This is a genomic window from Rhizobium sp. BK379 (genome assembly GCF_014193955.1).
Lineage (GTDB): Bacteria > Pseudomonadota > Alphaproteobacteria > Rhizobiales > Rhizobiaceae > Rhizobium.
On record NZ_JACIAD010000002.1, the window covers coordinates 491,901 to 513,142 of the forward strand.

At 61.0% G+C, this 21,242-nt stretch carries 16 protein-coding genes; 8 read left to right on the forward strand and 8 right to left on the reverse strand.

The window, feature by feature from the left end; translation table 11 throughout:
• Nucleotides 1-160 precede the first annotated feature (160 nt).
• The 5 genes from FHT93_RS13445 to FHT93_RS13465 all read right to left on the reverse strand — a co-directional run bounded on the left by FHT93_RS13445 (nucleotide 161) and on the right by FHT93_RS13465 (nucleotide 6,591).
• Nucleotides 161-3,913, reverse strand: a complete 3,753-nt coding sequence (locus FHT93_RS13445; protein ID WP_113012996.1) for a peptidoglycan-binding protein — start codon at nucleotides 3,911-3,913, stop codon at nucleotides 161-163.
• Between the two features lie 284 nt (nucleotides 3,914-4,197).
• On the reverse strand, nucleotides 4,198-4,563 hold the full coding sequence (locus tag FHT93_RS13450; RefSeq protein ID WP_112541648.1) for a VOC family protein: 366 nt from the start codon (nucleotides 4,561-4,563) through the stop codon (nucleotides 4,198-4,200).
• An 89-nt stretch (nucleotides 4,564-4,652) separates the two neighbouring features.
• Nucleotides 4,653-5,354, reverse strand: a complete 702-nt coding sequence (locus FHT93_RS13455) for an SDR family NAD(P)-dependent oxidoreductase (RefSeq protein WP_113012995.1) — start codon at nucleotides 5,352-5,354, stop codon at nucleotides 4,653-4,655.
• Nucleotides 5,355-5,430: 76 nt separating this feature from the next.
• On the reverse strand, nucleotides 5,431-6,114 hold the full coding sequence (locus FHT93_RS13460) for a DNA-3-methyladenine glycosylase I (protein WP_183847936.1): 684 nt from the start codon (nucleotides 6,112-6,114) through the stop codon (nucleotides 5,431-5,433).
• 87 nt (nucleotides 6,115-6,201) lie between these two features.
• A complete protein-coding gene (locus FHT93_RS13465; protein ID WP_112541645.1) occupies nucleotides 6,202-6,591 on the reverse strand; it encodes a hypothetical protein in 390 nt (129 codons plus the stop codon).
• 234 nt (nucleotides 6,592-6,825) lie between these two features.
• On the opposite strand from FHT93_RS13465, the gene FHT93_RS13470 reads away from it, so the two are divergent.
• The 5 genes from FHT93_RS13470 to FHT93_RS13490 all read left to right on the forward strand — a co-directional run bounded on the left by FHT93_RS13470 (nucleotide 6,826) and on the right by FHT93_RS13490 (nucleotide 13,249).
• Nucleotides 6,826-8,619, forward strand: a complete 1,794-nt coding sequence (locus tag FHT93_RS13470; RefSeq protein ID WP_183847938.1) for an acyl-CoA dehydrogenase C-terminal domain-containing protein — start codon at nucleotides 6,826-6,828, stop codon at nucleotides 8,617-8,619.
• A gap of 136 nt (nucleotides 8,620-8,755) precedes the next feature.
• The gene (locus FHT93_RS13475) at nucleotides 8,756-9,964 is read left to right on the forward strand and encodes an acetyl-CoA C-acetyltransferase (RefSeq protein ID WP_112541643.1); all 1,209 of its coding nucleotides are present in this window, start codon (nucleotides 8,756-8,758) and stop codon (nucleotides 9,962-9,964) included.
• A 12-nt stretch (nucleotides 9,965-9,976) separates the two neighbouring features.
• Nucleotides 9,977-12,190, forward strand: a complete 2,214-nt coding sequence (locus FHT93_RS13480; RefSeq protein ID WP_183847940.1) for a 3-hydroxyacyl-CoA dehydrogenase NAD-binding domain-containing protein — start codon at nucleotides 9,977-9,979, stop codon at nucleotides 12,188-12,190.
• 244 nt (nucleotides 12,191-12,434) lie between these two features.
• The gene (locus FHT93_RS13485; RefSeq protein ID WP_112541641.1) at nucleotides 12,435-12,782 is read left to right on the forward strand and encodes a metalloregulator ArsR/SmtB family transcription factor; all 348 of its coding nucleotides are present in this window, start codon (nucleotides 12,435-12,437) and stop codon (nucleotides 12,780-12,782) included.
• Nucleotides 12,779-13,249 carry an SRPBCC family protein gene (locus tag FHT93_RS13490; protein ID WP_112541640.1) on the forward strand — a complete coding sequence of 157 codons (471 nt, stop codon included), beginning with the start codon at nucleotides 12,779-12,781 and terminating at the stop codon, nucleotides 13,247-13,249. The genes FHT93_RS13485 and FHT93_RS13490 overlap by 4 nt, the downstream gene beginning before the upstream one ends.
• Before the next feature lie 79 nt (nucleotides 13,250-13,328).
• Here the strand turns inward: FHT93_RS13490 and FHT93_RS13495 are convergent, their stop codons facing one another.
• Nucleotides 13,329-13,640: a metalloregulator ArsR/SmtB family transcription factor gene (locus tag FHT93_RS13495; protein WP_112541639.1), complete on the reverse strand. Its 312-nt coding sequence runs from the start codon at nucleotides 13,638-13,640 to the stop codon at nucleotides 13,329-13,331.
• A 256-nt stretch (nucleotides 13,641-13,896) separates the two neighbouring features.
• Here FHT93_RS13495 and FHT93_RS13500 point away from each other — a divergent pair, with 256 nt between their 5' ends.
• Nucleotides 13,897-14,919, forward strand: a complete 1,023-nt coding sequence (locus FHT93_RS13500) for an LLM class flavin-dependent oxidoreductase (protein WP_112541638.1) — start codon at nucleotides 13,897-13,899, stop codon at nucleotides 14,917-14,919.
• A 99-nt stretch (nucleotides 14,920-15,018) separates the two neighbouring features.
• Here the strand turns inward: FHT93_RS13500 and FHT93_RS13505 are convergent, their stop codons facing one another.
• The gene (locus FHT93_RS13505) at nucleotides 15,019-16,206 is read right to left on the reverse strand and encodes an MFS transporter (RefSeq protein WP_183848391.1); all 1,188 of its coding nucleotides are present in this window, start codon (nucleotides 16,204-16,206) and stop codon (nucleotides 15,019-15,021) included.
• A 287-nt stretch (nucleotides 16,207-16,493) separates the two neighbouring features.
• On the opposite strand from FHT93_RS13505, the gene FHT93_RS13510 reads away from it, so the two are divergent.
• Nucleotides 16,494-17,057: a TetR/AcrR family transcriptional regulator gene (locus FHT93_RS13510; RefSeq protein WP_113146961.1), complete on the forward strand. Its 564-nt coding sequence runs from the start codon at nucleotides 16,494-16,496 to the stop codon at nucleotides 17,055-17,057.
• 3 nt (nucleotides 17,058-17,060) lie between these two features.
• On the opposite strand, the gene FHT93_RS13515 is transcribed toward FHT93_RS13510, so the two are convergent.
• Nucleotides 17,061-20,561, reverse strand: coding sequence for a PAS domain-containing hybrid sensor histidine kinase/response regulator (locus tag FHT93_RS13515; RefSeq protein ID WP_183847942.1), 3,501 nt, complete (start codon nucleotides 20,559-20,561; stop codon nucleotides 17,061-17,063).
• A 221-nt stretch (nucleotides 20,562-20,782) separates the two neighbouring features.
• Between FHT93_RS13515 and mscL the strand changes: the two genes are divergently transcribed.
• Nucleotides 20,783-21,220: a large conductance mechanosensitive channel protein MscL gene (gene mscL, locus FHT93_RS13520; protein WP_112541634.1), complete on the forward strand. Its 438-nt coding sequence runs from the start codon at nucleotides 20,783-20,785 to the stop codon at nucleotides 21,218-21,220.
• The last annotated feature ends 22 nt before the right edge of the window (nucleotides 21,221-21,242 follow it).

Genomic DNA, 21,242 nt, shown 5'->3' on the forward strand with positions numbered 1-21,242 from the left:
ATCCTACTGTGAAATCGTTGCCAGAGGCTTTCGAAGGAAAAAAGCGCGATCAGCCGGATGCGGGTCTCGATATGTCCCGCATAATCCGGCTTTTTTCAGGTTTTGTGACAGGTGGCTCGAAAAGGCGAAAAGCCCCGCGGCAGAGCGCCGCCGGGCGATCTCAGATAGCCTTGGCGCCCGGTTTGTTGCGTTCCAGAAGCGCCTTCACCGTATCGTCGTTGACCTTGCCGGTCGGCTCCTGTCCGATCGACTTCTGGAAGTTCTTGATGGCAGTCACCGTCTTGGCGCCCATTTCTCCATCCGCTGGGCCAGCGTCGAATCCGTTATTGTTGAGGATCGCCTGGATGTTGCGGATCGCTTTCTTCATGTCGACGGTGGCCGTCTTTGGTGCGGCGGCACTTGCCCATGCATCGGGAACCTCGATGCCGTTCGCCTTGTTGTCGAGCGGCTGCGGCTTCCAGAGCTCGGCCTTGGCGCGGGCGCGCTCGAGTTGGTCCGGCTTCATGGCATTTGCGACTTCGTCACGCTTCTGGGCAGCATCCTTGTCGCCCGACTTGGCGGCGATCGAAAACCACTTGTAGGATTCTTCCAGATCCGCCGGTACGCCATTGCCGCGGGCGCACAGGATGGCGAGGTTGAACTGGCTGTCGGTGATGCCGAGGTCGGCAGCCTTCTGGAACCACGTTGCGGCCGTCGCATAATCCTGCTGGCCGAGAGCGCCTGAGGCATAGAGCACTGCGAGATTGTGCATGGCGCTGGCATTGCCCTGGCCCGCAGCCTGCTCGTAGAGGCTCTTGGCCTTCTGCACGTCGCGGTCGACGCCATTGCCCTTCTCATACATGCTGCCGAGACGGTACTGTGCCGGTGCGAAGCCGTTGTCGGCCGAGAGCTGATACCAGCTCGCGGCCTGCTTCTGGTCGGCGGCTAGGCCATTGCGGCCTTCGGTATAACGCGCACCGATCTCGAAGAGCGCCAGCGCGTCGCCATTGCGCGCTGCATCGGCAAGCGGCTGCGGCTGGATCGTATCGGGAACGATGATCGAAGCGGCAGGTATCGTCGTCGGCGCCGCGGGAGCGTTCGGAACAAAGCCGGACGTATTCTGCGCGGGCGCCTGGCTGAAATCCTCTGCGCCTTCGCCGTCAAGCGGCGTGGCATCGGTGAGGTGATCGGGTGTCGCTGCCTGCGGCTCTGCGGGCGCGGTCGCCTCGGAAGGTGCTGCCTCCGGCGTCATCATCGGCGCCGGAGCGCTGGTTTCGGGCGCGGCTGCTTCCGGCGCAACCGGTGCCGGGGCTGCCATATTGGCCTGCGGTGTTTCGGTCGCGTCGGTCAGAACCGAGACTTCAGCCGGGGGCGGGGCCTTTTCGCCCGTGGTCAACGTGCGGGCAAGCGGGAAAGCCATGATGGCCAGCAGCACGGCCCCGACCGCGAGCAGGATCGGCCGGCGAAAGCGCGAGAAGGCGCCACCCTTGCCGGCTTTTTCAGGCTTCGCAGCACGACGCTCGGCGCGGGTCGCGGGCTTTGCGTTGCTGTCGATCTCCATGGCGGCGGCCTGCGCGGCGCGGCGCGCAGCGGCAATATAGTCGGCCCGATCGTTTTCGGTCGCCGGCTTGCCGCGCTGGGCATTCTGGCTGGCGCGCACGCGCTCCAGGATCTTCTTGACATCAGGTGCGCCAGAGCCCGGTTCGAGCAATTCGTTCGCCGCCTCTGCCGGCACGACATCGACGGGATCGATTGACGGTGCGGGATCGATGACCGTGCGCTCGGCAGCGGCCTTTGCCTCCGTCTTGCGCGATGGCATCAGCTTGCGGCCAAGGCTTGCAAGCAGGCTACCCTTGGCGGGAACGACAGGCTTTTCCGACTGGCTCGTCGCTTCGATGGCGATCGCGCTGGTGCTGTCGGCCAAAGCCGCTTCCGGCATACGCACTGCCGTCTCTTCGGCGATATCGGCCGTGCGCAGCACAGGCGAGGCCTTCGGCGCCGGTATCACCGGCGCCCTGGCTGGCTCGCTGCCCGCATCGACGAGTGCGTAGGGGTCAACGTCGAAATCGACTTCCGCCGCCGGCATCCGGGCGGCCGGGCGAACCCGCTCCTCCATCGTATCCAGCCGGTCGGCAATATGCAGCAGCGTCTCGTGGAGGGCCTGGAAGGTCTTGTGCGTGCGCTCCTCGCTGTCGCGGCTCAAATCTTCGAGGTTCCGCAGATCTTCGGCGAGTGCGATGAGGGCCGACATGTCGCTCTCTGCGGGTGCAGCGCCCTGTGCTCCGCCGTTGCGCGAATAGGCATCAACCACGGCTTCCGCTGCCTGCCGCGCCGCCTCGATGATATATTCGTCGTTCGTCGCGATATAATCTTCGATTGCACCCATGCGACGGTCGAGATCCGCGGATACTTCCGCATTTTCGCGCGGCGTATTCAGGAGCTCGGAGAGATTTGCAATCTGCTCCTCGAGGTTCTTCAGCGCGCGCGTGTCGGTCGGCGCAGCTGCGGTGCTTTCCTCCAGCCTTGCGGCGATGTCGCTAAGCCGCCCTTCGATACGCTGAAAGGCGCTGTCGTCGATAACAGGCGCCGGGACGGGGCGGATTTCCATCTCGTCGATGCGGCGTGCGAGATAGTCGAGCCTCTGGGCGAGCGCATCATTGACCGAGCCGCTTTCCAGCGCATCGATCTTGCGGGAAATGTCGGAAAGCGCGCCGGTCAGGTCCTGTTGCGGGGCGGCCTTCTGCGTGCGCTCGAGCAAGTAGGAAAGGTGCTCCAGCCGCTCGTCGAGACGCGAAGTCGCCTCGGCCTTGGCAAGGTCCTCGACGCGCGCCGTCAATGCTTCCAGCCGGCCGGCCATCTCGTCGGTCGGGTTGGGACGGTTTATGGCGGCCCGGCCCATCAGCTCGATCTGCTCGCCAAGCGCGGAAAGGCGATTTTCCAACCGCTGCATCAGTGCCGGATCACCGCCTGCAGCACTGCGTCCGCTGGCGGCGATCGCGCGGCTGATCTCGTCGAGCCGCGTATCCATGGCGGCGAACTGCTCGGACATGATCCGGTCGTGCGGCTGGATGAGGTTGCCGAACTGCTCGACCGCAGAGGCGATGGTGATGAGCTTGTCTTCCAGTGCGTGCACGGCCGGGCTTTCGCCCATGCCGCCAAGATGCCGCTTGATGTCGTCAAGCCGGTAGGCGAGCGACACCAGCTCTTCCTGCAGCCCGGCCGTGTCGAGCTCTGCCAGGCGGTTTTCCACATTGTCCCAGCGCTGTTCCATGTGGCGCATGGAATCCTCGCGCGCCAGCCCGTCCATCAGCGAACGCAGCTCTTCGAATTCGTTGCGCAGGCCGGTAGCCTCCGGACCAGCCGAGCGGCTGGTGAGCTGCGCGATGCTCTGCGACAGGCGACCCATGTCGGCGCGGATGTCGTCGGCGAAATGCCTGTCCTGCGCGCTCGCCTTGATCTCTCGCAGTTCCGTGCGCAGCGCATTCATCTCGCGCGTGACACCTTCGGAAATGTCGCGCTTCAGGTCCTGTCGCAGGTTGACGAGGGCCTGGGCGATTTCGGTCATGGTGTCGCCGGAGGCGCGGAAGGCGGGTGCGGCCGGCTGCGGTGCCGGCGCGCGCTGCGGAGCAGGCGCAAGGGCCGGTTCACGCAGAAGGGCCGGTGCCGCTTCGCGCGTATAGGCGCGTTCGCGGTTCTCTCTGGTAGCATCAAGCGCGCGCTGGCGCTGGCGGATTTCCGCCAGCGGGTCGGCAGCGCGCGGCGTATAGGAACTGACGTAGAGATCGCGGTCTGGCGTCGGATTGCTGGGTCGCTGTTCGCGTCCGCTGCCCATCAAGCCTTCGATCCGCGCTTCCAGCCCTTCGATCGTGCGGTTCAACGCGTCGAGCGAGGTTCTGTCGGAATGCCGGGAAGAATGTGATCGCGATCCGTTCATGTTCTTGCTCGCTTCGATTGCCCGGTCCGGGCCCGATCATTGCCTTTTCCGAAGCGTACCGGGGCACGCAGCGGAGAGCGCCATCCATGAGGAAATAATCAATTAGACTTTCCTCAAGCTGGACAGATTTTGGCGGCACTCCTGAAACGCGAGACAAAAAAAAGGAATGCAGATCGCCAATGCTCACCGCGCACCTTTCACGAAACGTGGTAAAGAACTCGTTAACCCGGATGAGAATTTTTTAACTTTTGCGCTCTTCGTGCCAATTTGGCGCGCGCAAATCTTCAGATCGGTCGCTTGTACTGCAACTCGATCTTCACGCCTTCTGGCCCATAGATGAAGACTTGGCCGAGATCGGTATCCGGAATGTCGAGATATTCATGGCGATAGCCGCTCGCTTTGATACGGGCGAGTGCCGGTTCGAATTCGAAGAGGCTGAAGGCCACATGATTGAAGATACCGGGCGGAAAATCGCCCGCCCGCTCCGTCAGGCTCAGATGGATCACCGGCTTGTCGTCGAGATAAAGCCAGTGACCGCGCGAGGGAAAGGGTGGCCGATAGCCTTCCTTCACGCCAAGAATGTCTTCGAAAAAAGCGATCATGGCAGGCGCATCGCGGGTATCGATCGTCACATGGTCCAGACGCAGCATCGTTCCCTCCCAGGCTTTCGAAGCCAAACCGATCCTACCGGTTTCGACGCCTTCGGGAAAGCATCTATGCGCGATCGAGACCGTCTGGATCAGAAGTTCTCCGTCCAGGGCCGCAACTCCACTTCCTGCGACCAGGCGCTGCGGTGCTGCTGCAGCACGTCGATATAGGACTGTGCGATCGCATCAGGCGAAAGCGTACCGTCGGGTTTGTCTTCGCTATCCGGCCTCATGGCAGAACGCACGGCGCCATCGATGATAAAATGCGCCACATGGATCCCGCGCGGCCCAAGTTCGCGGGCAGCACTTTGTGCCAAACCCCGCAACGCAAATTTTCCCATGGCAAATGGCGCCGATTGCGCATAGCCCTTGATGCTGGCCGTCGCCCCCGTCAGCAGGATAGCCCCGCGACCTTTCGCGATCATGCGTTTGGCCGCCTGCTGGGTTACGAGGAAGCCGCCAAAGGCACTGGTGGCGATCGCCTGCTGCACCTCTGCGGGATCGAGTTCGGCAATCGGCCCTCGCACCCGGCCGCTGGCATTATAGATGACGACATCGGGCTCGCCGATTTCGGCATCGACGCGCTCGAAGAGGGCAGAAACCGCCGCGGGCTGTGAAGCATCGGTGGCAAAAGCCTTCGCCCCGGTTTCATCGAGCAGAGGCCCGAGCTTGCCGATATTGCGCGCCGCAAGGCTCACTTTGACGCCGCGCTCTGCAAGCTTGCGGGCAAGCGAGCCGCTGATGCCGGAACCGGCACCGACGATCAGCGCGCTGCGATAGGGAAACTCGGCCATGATCTTCTCCTTCGGATGAACCTTCCGGAGAGGTAGGCAGTCGCAGCCTGTCAAAAAACCGTCGGCCGGAAATATTTCATTCCTGGGGAGCGTCGATCGAAAGCCCGCAGATGCGCGAGAGATGGGCGAGCGGCAGACCCGTCTCCTCGGCCCAGCGGTTGAAAGTCTGCTGTATCAGCTGCTGATCCTTCTTGCCGGTTCCGGATGCCGAGAGCAGCACGCCCGCATCCCTCAGGCAGGCGAGCACGTCTGATGTCATGATAAAGCCGTCGCGACCGATACCGCGCAGGAAATATTGACCGGTGGCTCCGCCCAGCCGGTTGCCGCGTTTGGCAAGCACGTCGAGCAGGCCGATATGATCCTCACGTGGCCAGTTTGCGAAAAAGGCGCCAGCGCTACCTGCCTCGTTCGCCATCTCGCGTACGAAGGCGGCGTTTGCGCGCACCGACATGATCTTCGCGCCGTTCTTGACGACGCGATCATCGCTCGTCAGGTCATGCCAATATTCGTCGGGAGCGATATTGAGGGCGGCAGGATCGAAACCGTCGAAAGCCTCTTCAAAGCCTGGCCATTTATTATCGATGACCTTGTGGACGAAGCCACTGTAGAAGACGCGCTTCGTCATCTGCGACAGGATGCGGTCATCCCGCAGGGCACGCAGCGCCTCATGGTCAGGAATGGCCGGCAGCATCGCCTTCAGCGCGTCGGCGCCGCCTTTTCTCTGCTCGGCGCGTTGACGGATTATATCGAAATCGCTCAAGGCTAGGCTCCCGAAATAGACATTGCTGGCGCAAGCCTAGTCCGGGAGCGACCTTGTCTTCAAGCCGTTTGGCTTCGAGATCGCCGCTCAGGCGGCGACGGATTCACGCACGTCGTCGAGCAGGAAATGCACGACCAGATAATCGGTCTTGTAATGGCGCCCGCTGTCACCGACTTTTTCTTCGCAGCCGCCATCGGCGGGGTGCCATGGATGATAGTGTGGATTGGTGGCGATCAGCGTCACCGCCTTGCCGGCATAAGGCCCCTCGGCCGGCCGGAAACGCATTTCGGCAAGCGGCCAGATGCGTTCATAGGTTTCCATGGGAATGCGCACCCTCAGCGCCCTGCGCGGAGACGGCGGCTCGTCATGCGCAACCACTCTTTCGCCATTGACCGGTTCCACAGTCACAGGCTCGATGGTCACAAGTTCCGCCGTATCGAAGATGGAATTGAACTCCGCAGGCCACGCTCTTTTCATGAACAGCTCCTCCCAGGCTTTTCCAAAGTCGCAGGATGGAGTGTAGCGCGCTTGGCCGGAGAAGCAACGGACTATTACCATTCTGTGACAATGCGCGTGCATGGTTCACCTCTCTCCACGCCACCTCACAAAATCGCGCGCACTCCGGATTTGACGTTTACGCAAACGTCAATATTTTGTAAGAGAGTGTCAACGCCGGAGCGATCCGGTTGCCGAATTGGAGGAATTCGAACGATGCCAGTCTACAAGGCCCCGGTGAACGACACGCTCTTCGTGCTGAACGACGTGCTGGGTCTCGAGCGCTACAACAATCTCCCGGGTTTTGCCGATGCCACGCCTGACATGGTGGAGGCTATTCTGGGCGAAGCGGCGAAAGTGGCCGAGGAGGTTATGTTTCCTCTGAACTATTCCGGCGACCAGCAGGGTTGCCAGCGTCAAGAGGATGGCACGGTTTCGACACCGAAGGGTTTCAAGGAAGCCTATAAGGCCTATCGCGAAGGCGGCTGGATCGGCCTCGCCGTGCCGGAGGAATTCGGCGGCCAGGGCCTGCCCTATACGCTGCACGTCGCCGTCGGCGAATATACCTCGGCCGCCAATATGTCGCTGATGATGTATCCGGGCCTGACCCAGGGCGCGATTGCTGCCATCCTCGTTCACGGCAGCGAAGAGCAGAAGCGCGCCTACTTGCCGAAGATGGTCGAGGGTGCCTGGACCGGCACGATGAACCTCACCGAGCCGCATTGCGGCACAGATCTCGGCATGTTGCGCACCAGAGCTGTACCGCAGGCTGACGGCAGCTATCGGATCTCAGGCCAGAAGATCTTCATCTCCGCCGGTGAACATGACATGGCCGACAATATCGTCCATCTTGTGCTCGCCCGTATCGAGGGCGCCCCCGAAGGCACCAAGGGCATTTCGCTCTTCATCGTGCCGAAGTTTCTGGCCGCTGACGATAGCGGTACCGGGGTGCGCAACGGCGTTACCTGTGGCGCGATCGAACACAAGATGGGCATTCACGCGAACGCCACCTGCGTCATGAATTATGACGAGGCGACCGGCTATCTTATCGGCGAGGCAAACCGCGGGCTCAACGCCATGTTCGTGATGATGAACGAGGCCCGTCTGATGGTCGGCCTGCAGGGCATCGCCATTTCAGAGATCGCTTATCAGAACGCCGCAAACTATGCCCGCGATCGTATCCAGGGTCGCTCCCTGTCGGGCGTCAAGGCGCCGGACAAGAAGGCCGATCCGATCATCGTCCACCCAGATATCCGTCGCGCGTTGATGACCATCCGGTCGTTCAACGAGGCCGGCCGCGCCTTCCTGCTCTGGACCGCGCTGAAATCCGATATCGCCCACCGCGCCAGCGACGAGAAGGAACGCCAGACGGCCGACGACATTCTCGGCCTCGTCACCCCGATCCTCAAGGGCGTGATGACCGACAGGGGCTTCGATCATGCCGTCATGGCCCAGCAGGTCTTCGGCGGCCACGGCTATATCGAAGAGCATGGCATGAGCCAGTATGTGCGCGATGCCCGCATCGCCATGATTTATGAAGGCGCAAACGGCATCCAGGCGCTCGATCTGGTTGGCCGCAAATTGGCATTGAATGGCGGTCGCGCGGCCATGGCGCTCTTCAAGGAGATCGGTGATTTCTGCGAGGAAAACCGCAATGACGAAGAGCTCGGCTTCTTCACCAAGCACCTCAAGAAGGGTTTGAACGACGTGCAGGGCGCGACCATGTGGTTCATGCAGAATGCGATGGCGAAGCCCGATAACGCCGGTGCCGGCTCCACCGATTACATGCACCTCTTTGGCCTTGTTATTCTCGGCTATATGTGGGCGCGTATGGCCAAAGCCGCCAATGAACGTCTTGCCGCGGGCGATGCCAGAGAAGACTATCTGAAGAACAAGCTCACCACGGCGAAATTTTTCATGGAGCGCGTAATGCCCGAAACCGCATTGCGCAAGACGCGCATCGAAGCCGGTGCCGACACGATGATGGAACTGGCCGCCGAAGCGTTTTGATCACTACCCCTTCTCCCCACTGGGAGAAGGTGGCCCGAAGGGCCGGATGAGGGGGCCGCAAGCGCGGCCGTCTCTGGCTCCTTCCTGCCGGAAGACGATTTCACCGGCGCCTTTGCGCCGCCAGGGAGATGAAACAATGACCGAGGTTTTCATTTACGATCACGTCCGCACGCCCCGCGGCCGCGGCAAGAAGGATGGCTCGCTCCACGAAGTGCCCTCCGTGCGCCTTGCGGCGAAGACGCTGGAGGCGATCCGCGACCGCAACGGTCTTGACACCGAAACCGTCGACGACATCATCATGGGCTGTGTCGACCCGGTCATGGATGCCGGCGCCGTCATCCCCAAGGCCGCTGCCTTCGAAGCCGGTTATTCGACCAGGGCGCCCGGCATGCAGATTTCACGCTTCTGCGCTTCCGGTCTCGACGCCGTGAACTTCGGCGCCGGCAAGATTGCGCAGGGCGCTGACGATATCGTCATCGCGGGCGGCGTCGAAAGCATGTCCCGCGTTGGCCTCGGCATGTCCGGCGGCGCCTGGTTCATGGACCCCTCGGTGAACTTCCCGGCCTATTTCATGCCGCAGGGCGTGTCGGCCGATCTGATCGCCACCAAATACGGTTTCTCGCGTGACGACGTCGACGCCTATGCTGTCGAAAGCCAGAAGCGGGCGGCAAACGCCTGGAACAATGGCTGGTTCAAGAATTCCGTCATCCCGGTCAAGGACCAGAATGGCCTGACGATCCTTGCCCATGACGAGCACATGCGTCCCGGCACCGATATGCAGGCGCTCGCCTCCCTCAATCCGTCCTTCCAGATGCCTGGCGAAATGGGCGGCTTCGAAGCCGTCGCCATCCAGGCTCATCCGGAAGTCGAGCGCGTCAACTATGTCCACCATGCCGGCAATTCCTCAGGGATCGTCGATGGCGCCGCTGCCGTCCTGCTCGGCTCTAAAGCCGGTGGCGAGAGCATGGGCCTGAAGCCCCGCGCACGCATAAAGGCCTTCGCCAATATCGGCTCCGACCCGGCGCTGATGCTCACCGGCCCCGTCGATGTCACCGAAAAGCTCCTGAAGCGCACGGGCATGACGCTTGCCGATATCGATCTCTTTGAACTGAATGAGGCCTTCGCCGCCGTCGTACTGCGCTACATGCAGGCCTTCGACATCGAGCACGACCAGATCAACGTCAATGGCGGCGCAATTGCCATGGGACATCCGCTGGGTGCCACGGGCGCCATGATCCTCGGCACTGTGCTGGACGAACTGGAGCGCCGCGATCTCAACACCGCACTGGTCACCCTCTGCATCGGCGCCGGCATGGGCACGGCAACCGTCATCGAACGCGTCTAAGGGAGAGAGACGATGAGCTACACCAACTTCACCGTCGAGACCGATGCGGATGGTATTGCCCTGGTCACCTGGGACATGCCCGGCAAGTCGATGAACGTCTTCACCGAAGAGGTGATGAGCGAACTCGATGCGATCATCGATGCCACCGTTGCCGACAGTGCCGTCAAGGGCGTCGTCATCACCTCGGGCAAGTCTTCCTTCTCCGGCGGCGCTGATCTCTCGATGATCAAGGCTATGTTCACACTCTATCAGCAGGAGAAAGCCGCAAATCCTGACGGCGCGGCACAAAAGCTCTTCGATCTTGTCGGCCTGATGACTGGCCTCTTCCGCAAGCTCGAAACCTGCGGCAAGCCCTGGGTCTCCGCCATCAACGGCACCTGCATGGGCGGCGCGCTGGAAATGTCGCTCGCCTGTCACGGCCGCGTCGCCTCCAATGCCAAGAGCGTCAAGATCGCACTGCCGGAAGTCAAGGTCGGAATCTTTCCGGGTGCCGGCGGCACGCAGCGCATCTCGCGCCTCACCGATGCCCAGTCCGCCCTGCAGATGATGACGACGGGCCAGTCGCTGAACGCCTCGCGCGCCAAGGCCATGAACCTCCTCCATCAGGTGGTCGAGCCGGATCAGCTGATCCCGACCGCCAAGCAGATGATCAAGGACGGCCTGAAGCCCGTCGCCCCCTGGGATGAAAAGGGCTTCAAGGTTCCAGGCGGCGGCATCTGGACGTCAGCTGCAGCCCAGCTCTGGCCGGCTGCACCCGCCATCCTGCGCCGCGAAACCTCGGGTAACTATCCGGGCGCGCTCGCCATCCTGAAATGCGTCTATGAAGGCCTGCAGGTTCCCTTCGATACGGCGCTGAAGATCGAGCAGCGCTATTTTACCCAGGTGCTGCAGACGACCGAAGCCTTCTCGATGATCCGCTCGCTCTTCATCTCCATGCAGGAGCTTAACAAGGGAGCCCGCCGCCCGGCTGGCGTTCCCAAGACGGAGCTGAAGAAGATCGGTGTCGTCGGCGCCGGTTTCATGGGCGCCTCCATCGCCTATGTCACGGCCGCCGCCGGTTTCGAGGTGACTCTCATCGACCGCGATATCGAAGCCGCCACCAAGGGCAGGGGCGTCGGCGAAGGCCTCGTCAAGGATTCCGTCGGTAAGGGCCGGCTGACGCAGGAGGAGGGCGCGGCCCTTCTTTCCCGCATCACGCCGTCTGCCGACTATACAGACCTGAAAGACGCTGATCTGGTCATCGAAGCGGTTTTCGAAGATCGCGCCGTCAAGAAGGCGGTCATCGAGCAGGTCGAAGCCGTCATCCCGGAGACGACCGTCTTTGCCTCCAATACCTCCACCCTGCCGATCACGGGCCTTGCAGAAAATTCGAAGCGCCCGGATCAGTTCATTGGCGTGCACTTCTTCTCGCCGGTCGAAAAGATGATGCTGACCGAGGTCATTCTCGGCAAGAGCACCGGTGACCGTGCGCTCGCCGTGGCGCTCGATTATGTCGCCGCCATCAAGAAGACGCCTGTTGTCGTCAACGATACCAGAGGCTTCTTCGTCAACCGCTGTGTCTTCCGCTATATCCACGAAGCCTATGACATGCTGATCGAAGGCGTGCCGGCGGCGATGATCGAAAATGCCGCCAAGATGGCCGGCATGCCGGTCGGCCCGCTGTCGCTGAACGATGAAGTGGCAATCGACCTCTCGCAGAAGATCCTCAAGGCCACCGTCGCCGATCTCGGCCCCAAGGCTGTCGACGAGCGCCACCTCGCCCTCATCGACAAGCTGGTGGACGAACTCGACCGCCGCGGCCGCAAGAACGGCAAGGGCTTCTACGAATATCCGGCCAAGCCCGCCAAGAAATTCCTCTGGCCCGAGTTGAAGACCCTCTATCCGCAAAAACCGGCCGCTGAGGTCGACGTCAACACCCTGAAGCAGCGCTTCCTGGTGACGATCGCTCTCGAAGCCGCCCGCACGATGGAAGAAGGCATCGTCACCGATCCGCGTGAAGCCGATGTCGGCTCCATCCTTGGCTTCGGTTTCGCGCCCTATACCGGCGGTGCGCTGAGCTATATCGACGGCATGGGCGTGAATGCTTTCGTGGACCTCGCCGAAAAGCTGGCCTCCAGCTACGGCGACCACTTCAAGCCCACGCCGCTCTTGAAGGACATGGCCGCCAAGGGCGAAACCTTCTACGGTCGTTTCGATCCCTATCCGGCGGCTGACAAGGCTGCTTAAACGAAGCGGGAACGTCCGGAGCCCCCTCATCCGACCCTTCGGGCCACCTCTCCCCGAGGGGAGAGGGGTTTTGCCACACTGTTTTCGCGCTCTCAAAGGCGTCGTAGCCCACGTCCCCTCTACCCACCGGGGAGAGGGTTAGTGAGGCGACCGCGCAATTTCAGTTACTCACAATTCTGCCGGACACTCTGGGCCAAAAACACTTAGCTTTTGCGCTAAGTATCGCATCATGATACTTAGCCTCATGGATTACTATTCGCATCAGCTCGACAGCATCTTCCTGGCGCTCGCCGACCCCACGCGCCGTGCCGTCATCGGCCGGCTCGGCACCGGTCCGGCGAGCATCAGCGATCTTGCAAAGCCTTTCGCCATGGCGTTGCCGTCCTTCATGAAGCACATCCACCTGCTCGAAGAGACAGGGCTTATCGAAACGAAGAAGCAGGGTCGTGTGCGCACCTGCACGCTGGAGAAGAAGCGTTTCGCAATGGTCGAAGGCTGGCTTTCGGCTCAGCGCGCCATCTGGGAGGCCCGCACCGACAGGCTCGAAGCTTTCGTCACTGCCACGCAATCGAAGGAGGAGAAATCCCAATGAAGCCAAATGTGAATCCCGATCTCGATCTGACCATTTCGCGCGTCATCAAGGCACCGCCGTCCGCCGTCTGGAGCGCCTGGACCAACCCGGCACAATTCGAAAAATGGTGGATACCCGCACCGGCGCTCTGCCGTGTCGCCACCATGGACGTCAAACCCGGCGGCGCCCTTGTAACCGAGATGAGCGAGGATGGCGGTCCCTTTCAACACCATCTCAGTGCCTGCTATCTGGATGTTCAGGAGGGGCGTCGCATCGTCTTCACCAATGCGCTCCTTGGCGGCTGGCGCCCTGCGCCAACCCCCTTCATGACAGCCATCATCACCCTCGCCGATCATCCCGAAGGGACCGACTACAGTGCCGTCGTCATGCACAAGGACAAGGAGACCCGCAGCACGCATGAAGAACTGGGCTTCCATGACGGTTGGGGCACGGTCGCCGCGCAGCTGGCGAAGCTGGTGGAGAAATAAAGAAAACTCATGCCCGGTATAGCGGCCGGGCTAGGGCGATAACTGGGAACGGCGGAGAATGCCGGGTGACACCGATCGCTTAACCTGCCAGTCGGTGATCCGTTGTCTGGCCTTCGTCGAACATCTCGCTCAGCATTTCAAGGATCACATGGACCTTCTCGGATTTGACCGAGTAGTAGATCGTCTGCGCATCGCGCCGCGTCTTGACGAGGTCCCTGCTGCGGAGCTTGGCGAGGTGCTGGGAGAGGGCCGATTGGCTGATTCCGATAATATCGGCGAGATTGTTGACCGCCACTTCGCGCTCGGCAAGCGTCTTCAGCATCCGCAGTCGATGGGCATTCGCCATCACCAGCAGCAGGTCGGCTTTCTTTTCAAAACTATCTGTATTCATCGCATTCCCTTCACAATCTTGCGGCCGCTATTTATATGACTAATTAAGAATTGTCTTAAGAGTATGGCCGGGAACAAATTTTTCCTCATGTTTTTTGGAGGTGTCAGGAGAAGCAGGGCTCCGTGCTGCAATTGACCGGCGCCGAATTTGCATTTGATCAGTCACCAGGTTCAGAAATCTCCCGTGCGCGCCTATATGCCTGTCAGGAATCATGAGAAGAAGCGTGCAGGCACACTTCAGTTCAAGCGATGGAATCATGAAGAAGATCGGTTTTCTCTCGTTCGGGCATTGGACGCCCTCGCCGCAATCCCAGACGCGCTCCGCCGGCGATACGCTGCTGCAGTCGATCGATCTTGCCGTTGCAGCTGAAGAACTCGGTGCCGATGGCGCCTATTTCCGCGTCCACCATTTCGCCCGCCAGCTTGCCTCGCCCTTTCCGCTTTTGGCCGCTGTCGGTGCCCGGACCAGCCGCATCGAGATCGGCACCGCAGTCATCGACATGCGCTACGAGAACCCGCTCTACATGGCGGAAGACGCCGGCTCTGCCGATCTGATTGCTCGCGGGCGCCTGCAGCTCGGCATCAGCCGCGGTTCGCCGGAGCAGGTCATCGATGGCTGGCGATATTTCGGCTACAATCCGCCGGAAGGCCAGAGCGATGCAGATATGGGGCGCCGCCATGCCGAGGTTTTCCTCGAAATATTGAAGGGCGAAGGCTTCGCCGAGCCCAATCCGCGGCCGATGTTCCCCAATCCGCCCGGCCTCTTGCGGCTCGAACCGCATTCCGCCGGCTTGCGTGAGCGGATCTGGTGGGGTGCCGGCTCGAACGCTACGGCAGTCTGGGCCGCCAAGCTCGGCATGAACCTGCAAAGCTCGACCTTGAAGGACGACGAGACGGGCGAGGCCTTCCATATCCAGCAGGCCAAACAGATCCGCGCCTATCGCGAGGCCTGGAAGGAAGCCGGTCATCAGCGGGAGCCACGCGTCTCCGTCAGCCGCAGCATCTTCGCGCTGGTGAACGATCGCGACCGCTCCTATTTCGGCTATGGCAATGAAGGGCAGGACAAGATCGGCTTCATCGACGAGAATACGAGGGCGATCTTCGGCCGTTCATACGCCGCCGAGCCTGATGCTCTGATCGAGGAGCTGAAGAAGGACGAGGCGATCGCCGAGGCAGATACGCTGCTTCTCACCGTCCCCAACCAGCTCGGCGTGGAATACAATGCCCACGTTATTGAATCGATCATGAAATATATCGCGCCGGCGCTCGGCTGGCGGTGATCGCATAGCGTGTCGCGCAAAAGTGCGTGCGGTTTTACGATAACGACGTGAGAAAACGGGAGCTTAAAGCGTGGCGGATCTGAAAGATCGCGGCACGCTTTAAGCCGTCGCCGTATCCCTTGTCGAGCGCATCATCACCAACCCGGCAAGGCTGACGAGGACGATGCCGGTTGCGTAGATGTCTGTGGTCATGCCGTAGCCGATCGACTTGACGAGGAAGCCCGCAAGGATGGCTGGCAGGCTGAAGGCGAGATAGCTCTGGATATAAAAGGCCGAAAGTAGGCCGGCCCGTTCTTCCGGCTTGGCGAGCGGCATGATCGTGCCGATCGAGCCCAGGAAGTTGGTACCGAAACCGGCGCCGGTCAAAAGCGTTCCGATGAGCAGCAGCGGCACGCTGGCAAGATGCACGCCAGCGACGACCGTTGCGATACCCGCTGTTTGGGAGGCGACGCCGAAGACGAGATTGCCCTTCGGGCTGCGGCTGCGGCGAAGGAAAACGGTAATTGCGCCGGACAACATCAACGCTGCCACGACCGCGCCACCCGTCAGCGGTGCGCGACTGCCGGTAGTGGAGACGACCAGCGAAGGCACGAGCGACAGGTAGAAGCCGCCGAGCGTCCAGTTGGCGATATTGATCGGCGTCACCAGCGACAGCGGCTTCTTTACCTGTTGCGGAATGAAAATCGTCGGCTTCAGCGAAGTGAAGATGCCGGGCCGCGTGCCGGCGGTTTCTCGCGTCAGCCACAGCGCAAAGGCCTGCACGGTGAAGGCGACGAGAAGCAGGGCGTAGACGAGATGCAGTGGTTCCGGCCCGTACTGGATCAGCGCGCTGGTTCCGATCGCGCCGACCGCCATGCCAGAAAGCGGTGCAATGGAGTTGACGATCTGCCCCTTGGCCCGGTCGACATCGACAAGAGCTGCACCGAGGGAGGCGCCGGCAATACCGGTGGCGATACCCTGCACGATGCGCGCCGCGATCAGCCATTCCGGTCCGCTGGCGATGGAAAATAGCGCCATGGCGATGATCTCCAGCACCAGCGCGCCAAAAATGACAGGTCGCCGTCCGAGATGATCGGAGATGGAACCGGCGATCAGCAAAGTGGCGAGCAAAGCGAAGGCATAGACGGCGAAGATGACGGTGATGAGGATGGGAGAAACGGCAAAGACTTCCTGATAGATGCGATAAAGCGGCGTCGGCGCAGCCGATGCACCGAAGAAGATGGCCAGCGTCAGAGCATGGAAGCCCATGGGTGACGAATTCTTGATGGATTCAGGAGCGACGACCATATATTGATCCATTAAAGCTAAATCGTTGCGTTAGCCTTATTTAGGTTGAGGCGCCGGTAAAAGCAAATAATTTGCGTTAATGGATCGATGAATGTTTCTGATCTATTGGTGCCGGGGCAGTTCCAGCAAGGTGGGCAACGCCCGGACTTGTGGGCAAGCAAAGAGAGCATGTCCCGCAAAACTGGGGAGCGGTTTTGCGACCACGGCATGTTAAAACGGGACCTGAAGCATGCTAGGCGAAACCGAAAGGTCGCGGTGCGCTTCGGGGCTGAGAAAGTTGGGTTGAAATGGCAGTGAAAGAGAATATCCGTCCGGGTGGCAGAAGTGCACGTGTCCAGGCTTCGGTGCATGCCGCAGTGCGTGAGCTTCTTGCGGAGATGAGCCGAACGGAGATCACCGTTCCTCTGATCGCGACGCGGGCGGGTGTCACGCCGTCCACCATCTATCGCCGCTGGGGTGATCTGCAGGAATTACTGGCCGACGTCGCCGTCGAACGTCTGCGTCCCGACATGGAACCGGTCGATACCGGTACCGGCGCCGGCGATCTGGAAGCCTGGGCCGAACAATATGCAGAGGAAATGTCCTCCGGCCCCGGTCGTGAATATATCCGCGACGTGCTCGCTGCCCAGACCGGTGATAATGCCAACAAGTGCTGCAACTTCACCCGTCAACAGATTGAAGCGATCGCCGGAAGGGCGAAGGGGAGGGGCGAGGCCTTTCCCGATGTCGATACGGTGATGGATAGTGTCGTTGCACCCATCATGTATCGCACCCTCTTCGGCGATGCTCCGAACTCTGCTCGCGTACGGGAACTTGTTGACCACCTTTTCGACCGGCGCAAGGTGGCCTGATCTTCACTCGGCGGCGGCGCGCTTCAGCCCTGAAATCTGGGTGATATAGGCGCGCAATGCCGCAGGGCGCACCGGCTTGTGCTGCACCGCGATGCCGTGCTTTTCTGCCTCTGCCCGCACTTCCAGCGTCCTGTCGGCTGTGACGAGCAGTGCGGGAATCTCAATGCCGAAATGCTGGCGGAGATGCAGGATCGCTGCGACCCCGGTTCCGTCGGCAAGATGATAATCGGCGATGACAAGATCCGGTGGCTGACGCATCGAAAGCGTCTGGACAGCGGAAAGCGAATCCGCCGCCTGCGTGTTGCAGCCCCATCCATCGATCAGCAGCCGCATGCCTTCAAGGATCTTGGTTTCATTGTCGATGCACAGGATGCGCAATCCCTTCAATGGCTCGGCTGTGCGATCGACCGGAACCACGGCGGCATTTGTTTCCGCGCTCTTCGAGATGTCGAGCGGCATGAGAACGCGGAATTCCGTTCCCTTGCCATGTGTCGACTGAAGTTCGACCTTGTGGCCGAGCACGCGGGCGATGCGGTCGACGATGGAGAGGCCGAGCCCGAGACCCGATGCGGTCTTGGCGCCTTCGTCCAACCGCGCGAATTCCTTGAACACCGTCCGGAATTTCGAAGGCGGAATGCCGATGCCCGAATCCATCACCTGGATCATCACCTGATTGCCGCGTCGCCTGACCCCGATCAACACCTTGCCGTCGACCGTATATTTGATGGCGTTGGAAACGAGGTTCTGTACCAGGCGGCGCAACAGGTTCGGATCGGAGCGCACCCGCAGCGAGGTCGGCAGGACCTTGAGCTTCAGCTTCTTCTCGCGGGCGATCGGCGCAAAATCGGTCTCGATACGCTCGAGCAGGTCGGAAAGCGGCACGGATGCCAGCCGCGGGCGCATGGCGCCGGTATCAAGCCTGGAAATATCGAGCACGGCGCCGAGAATGGATTCAACCGATTCCAGCGCGGAATCGATGTTGCGCACGATCGGGCTGTTTTCCGATTGCGCCATGCGCTCGACGAGTGCGGAAGAATAGAGCCGGGCCGCATTGAGCGGCTGCAGGATATCGTGGCCGGCGGCGGCAAAGAATCGGGTCTTGCCGATATTGGCCTCGTCCGCCGCCGCGCGTGCCTCCGCCAGCTCCTTGTTGACCCGGGTCAGTTCCGCCGTCCGCTCCGCGACGCGCTGTTCCAGTGTCTCGTTTGCCTGTTTCAGTGCCTGGTCGGCGGCCACGCGCTGGGTAATGTCGGTGAAGGTCGCGACGATGCCCTTGTCCGGCATGGCGTTGGAGCGCACTTCGATGATGCGCTCGCCGCCGGCAAGCACCAGCGGGAAAGGCTTGTCGAGCGTCAGGAAATGCCGCACCGCTTGGCCCTGGTCACCGGGCGCGATGTCACCGCGATGGCTAAGGATACTGACGATGTCAGATAGCGGAAAGCCGACCTGGCCCGCATTTTCAGGCAGGTCCAGCAATTGCCGGAAACGCCGGTTCCAGATCGTCAGCCGGTTGGAACTGTCGAAGACGGCAATGCCCTGATCCATCTGCGACAGTGCCGTCTGCAGCATGTCCTGATTATATTGCAGCGCTTCGCTCGCCTGGTCGAGCAGCCATGCGGTATCCGAAGAGGCATCCTCGATCTTCTGCAGGATCAGCGACAGCACCAGCCGTGCGGACGAAGAACCGATGGCGCTGCCGAGCAGCTGCTCGGTGAAATGGATGAGCGCCATATCGGCCGGCTGATCATCCTCCAGTTTGCGCCCCGAGGTCTGCTCATAGGTCGCAAGCGAGCGCTGCATGCGCTCTTCGCCGAGATAGCGGGCGATGGCCGTTTTGAGATCGCCGACGCTGATACGGGTCTTCCAGCCGCGCGTGGCAAATTGCGAGCGCGAATGCCGTTTGACGAAGATGCCGGCCTGGATGCGTTCCAGCGGCTTGGCATTGCGCGTCAGCGAGCCCACGACGAAGGCGGCAGTATTGACGAGCAGGCTCATCGCCGTCGCATTGACCAGCGGATCGGCATCCGGATCGGTGAAGAGCGTCGTGCCGGGAAAGATGAAACCGAGGAAACTGCTTGCCACATAGGAATAATCCGGGCCGCCGAAGGAGGGCAGGAAAAGCAGGTAGACCCAGATGGTGAAGCCGGAGGTCAGGCCGAGGATGGCGCCGCGCGCATTTGCCCGCCGCCAGATCATGCCGCCGAAGAGGGCAGGTGCAATCTGCGCGATGGCGGCAAAGGAGAGCAGGCCGATCGAGGCAAGCCCCGCAGTGCTGTCGGTCGAACGATAATAGGCGTATCCGAGCAGCAGTACGGCGAAGATGGCGCTGCGGCGGATATTGAGCAGGCTCTTTGCGAAGTCGTCACGCTGGCTCGCAAGGCCCGCGAGCTTCCGGCGCAGGAAGAACGGCATGACGATGTCGTTCGACACCATGATGGAAAGCGCCACGGAGTCGACGATCACCATGGCGGTCGCCGCCGAGAAGCCGCCGATGAAGGTGATCAGCGAGACGACAGGCATCTGCCCTGCAAGCGGCAGGGTAAGAACATAGAGATCGGCATTACCGTTGCCGCCGAAGATGAGCAGCCCGCCGATGGCGACGGGCAGCACAAAGAGATTGATGGCGATCAGGTAGAGCGGGAAGAGAAAGCCGGCGAGCCGGAGCTGTTTTGCCGTTCGGTTTTCGACCACCGTGACGTGGAACTGGCGCGGCAGCATGATAATGGCGAAGGCCGAAAGCAGTGTCAGCGTGATCCATCGGCTGAGCGGAGTCTGATAGTCGAGGGCGGCACTGACCAGGGAGTTCTCCGATCCTTTCCGCCACAGGTCGCTCGGTCCGTCGAACAGGAACCAGATGACACATATGCCCGCCGTCAGAAAGGCAACGAGCTTCACCATCGATTCCATCGATACCGCGAGGATGAGCCCGTCCTGATGCTCGGTCGCATCGGTATGGCGGGTGCCGAACATGATGGCGAAGCAGGCAAGCACAAGCGTCACGATCAGCGGCAGGTCGAGGAAATAGAGATTGCCGCTGCCGATACCGTAGTCGGACGGATTGACCATGGCCGTGACAGTCGCGGAGATGGATTTCAACTGCAGCGCGATGTAGGGAATGGTGCCGATCAGGCAGATGAGCGCCACGATGGTTGCGACAGTGGAATTCTTGCCGTAGCGCGCCGCAATGAAATCGGCCACCGATGTCAGCTTCTCGGCCTTGGCGAGTTCGATAATGCGCTTCAATAGCGGCATGCCGAGTGTGAAGACGAGAATCGGCCCAATATAGATGCCGGCAAATTCCAGCCCGTGATGCGCAGCAAGGCCGACACCGCCGAAATAGGTCCAGGACGTGCAGTAGATCGCAAGGCTGAGCGCATACACAACAGGCCGGCCGCCCTCCGGCACGCCGAATTTTCGGCTCCGGCGGTCGCCATAGCTTGCCACTGCGAAAAGCAGCAGAAGATAGCCCAAGGCAAACGCAAATATGACCCAGCCTGGAAGCATTGACCCTCCGCCGGCGGACTATCCGCCGTCCTCCCGGAACGGTTTGAAGATTAGGGCAATTCAGCAGGTTTGAAAATTCCCGCGGTCTTGGTCTTAAGTTCTACGCGGAAGGGGATGATGTCCGAATATTTCCAATTGCCGATTGATTAATTGAGATGAAGGTGTAGCTAATGAAAACAATGGCATGTCTTTGAAAAATGCATCGAGGGGAGACAGATCTGATGCTCAATGAGTTCAAAGCGTTCATCGCCCGCGGCAATGTCATGGATCTCGCAGTCGGTGTCATCATCGGCGGCGCGTTCGGCGGGATCGTCAAGTCGCTGGTCGAGGATATCATCATGCCGATCGTCGGCGCGATCTTCGGCGGTTTCGATTTTTCCAACTACTACATTTCGCTGTCGGACAAAGCCGTTGGGCCAACCCTTGACGAAGCCCGCAAAGGTGGGGCCGTTTTCGCATACGGCAATTTCATCACCGTCCTCATCAATTTCCTGATCCTCGCCTGGATCATCTTCCTGATGATCAAGGCTGTGAACATCCTGCGCGAGCAGGTCGAGCGCAAGGAAAAGGCCGCACCGGCAGAGGTCCCGCCGCCGCCGGCCGATGTCGCATTGCTGACGGAAATCCGCGACCTTCTCGCCAAGCGCCCGGCCGTCTGATCTGACGGTCTGATCCGGGTGA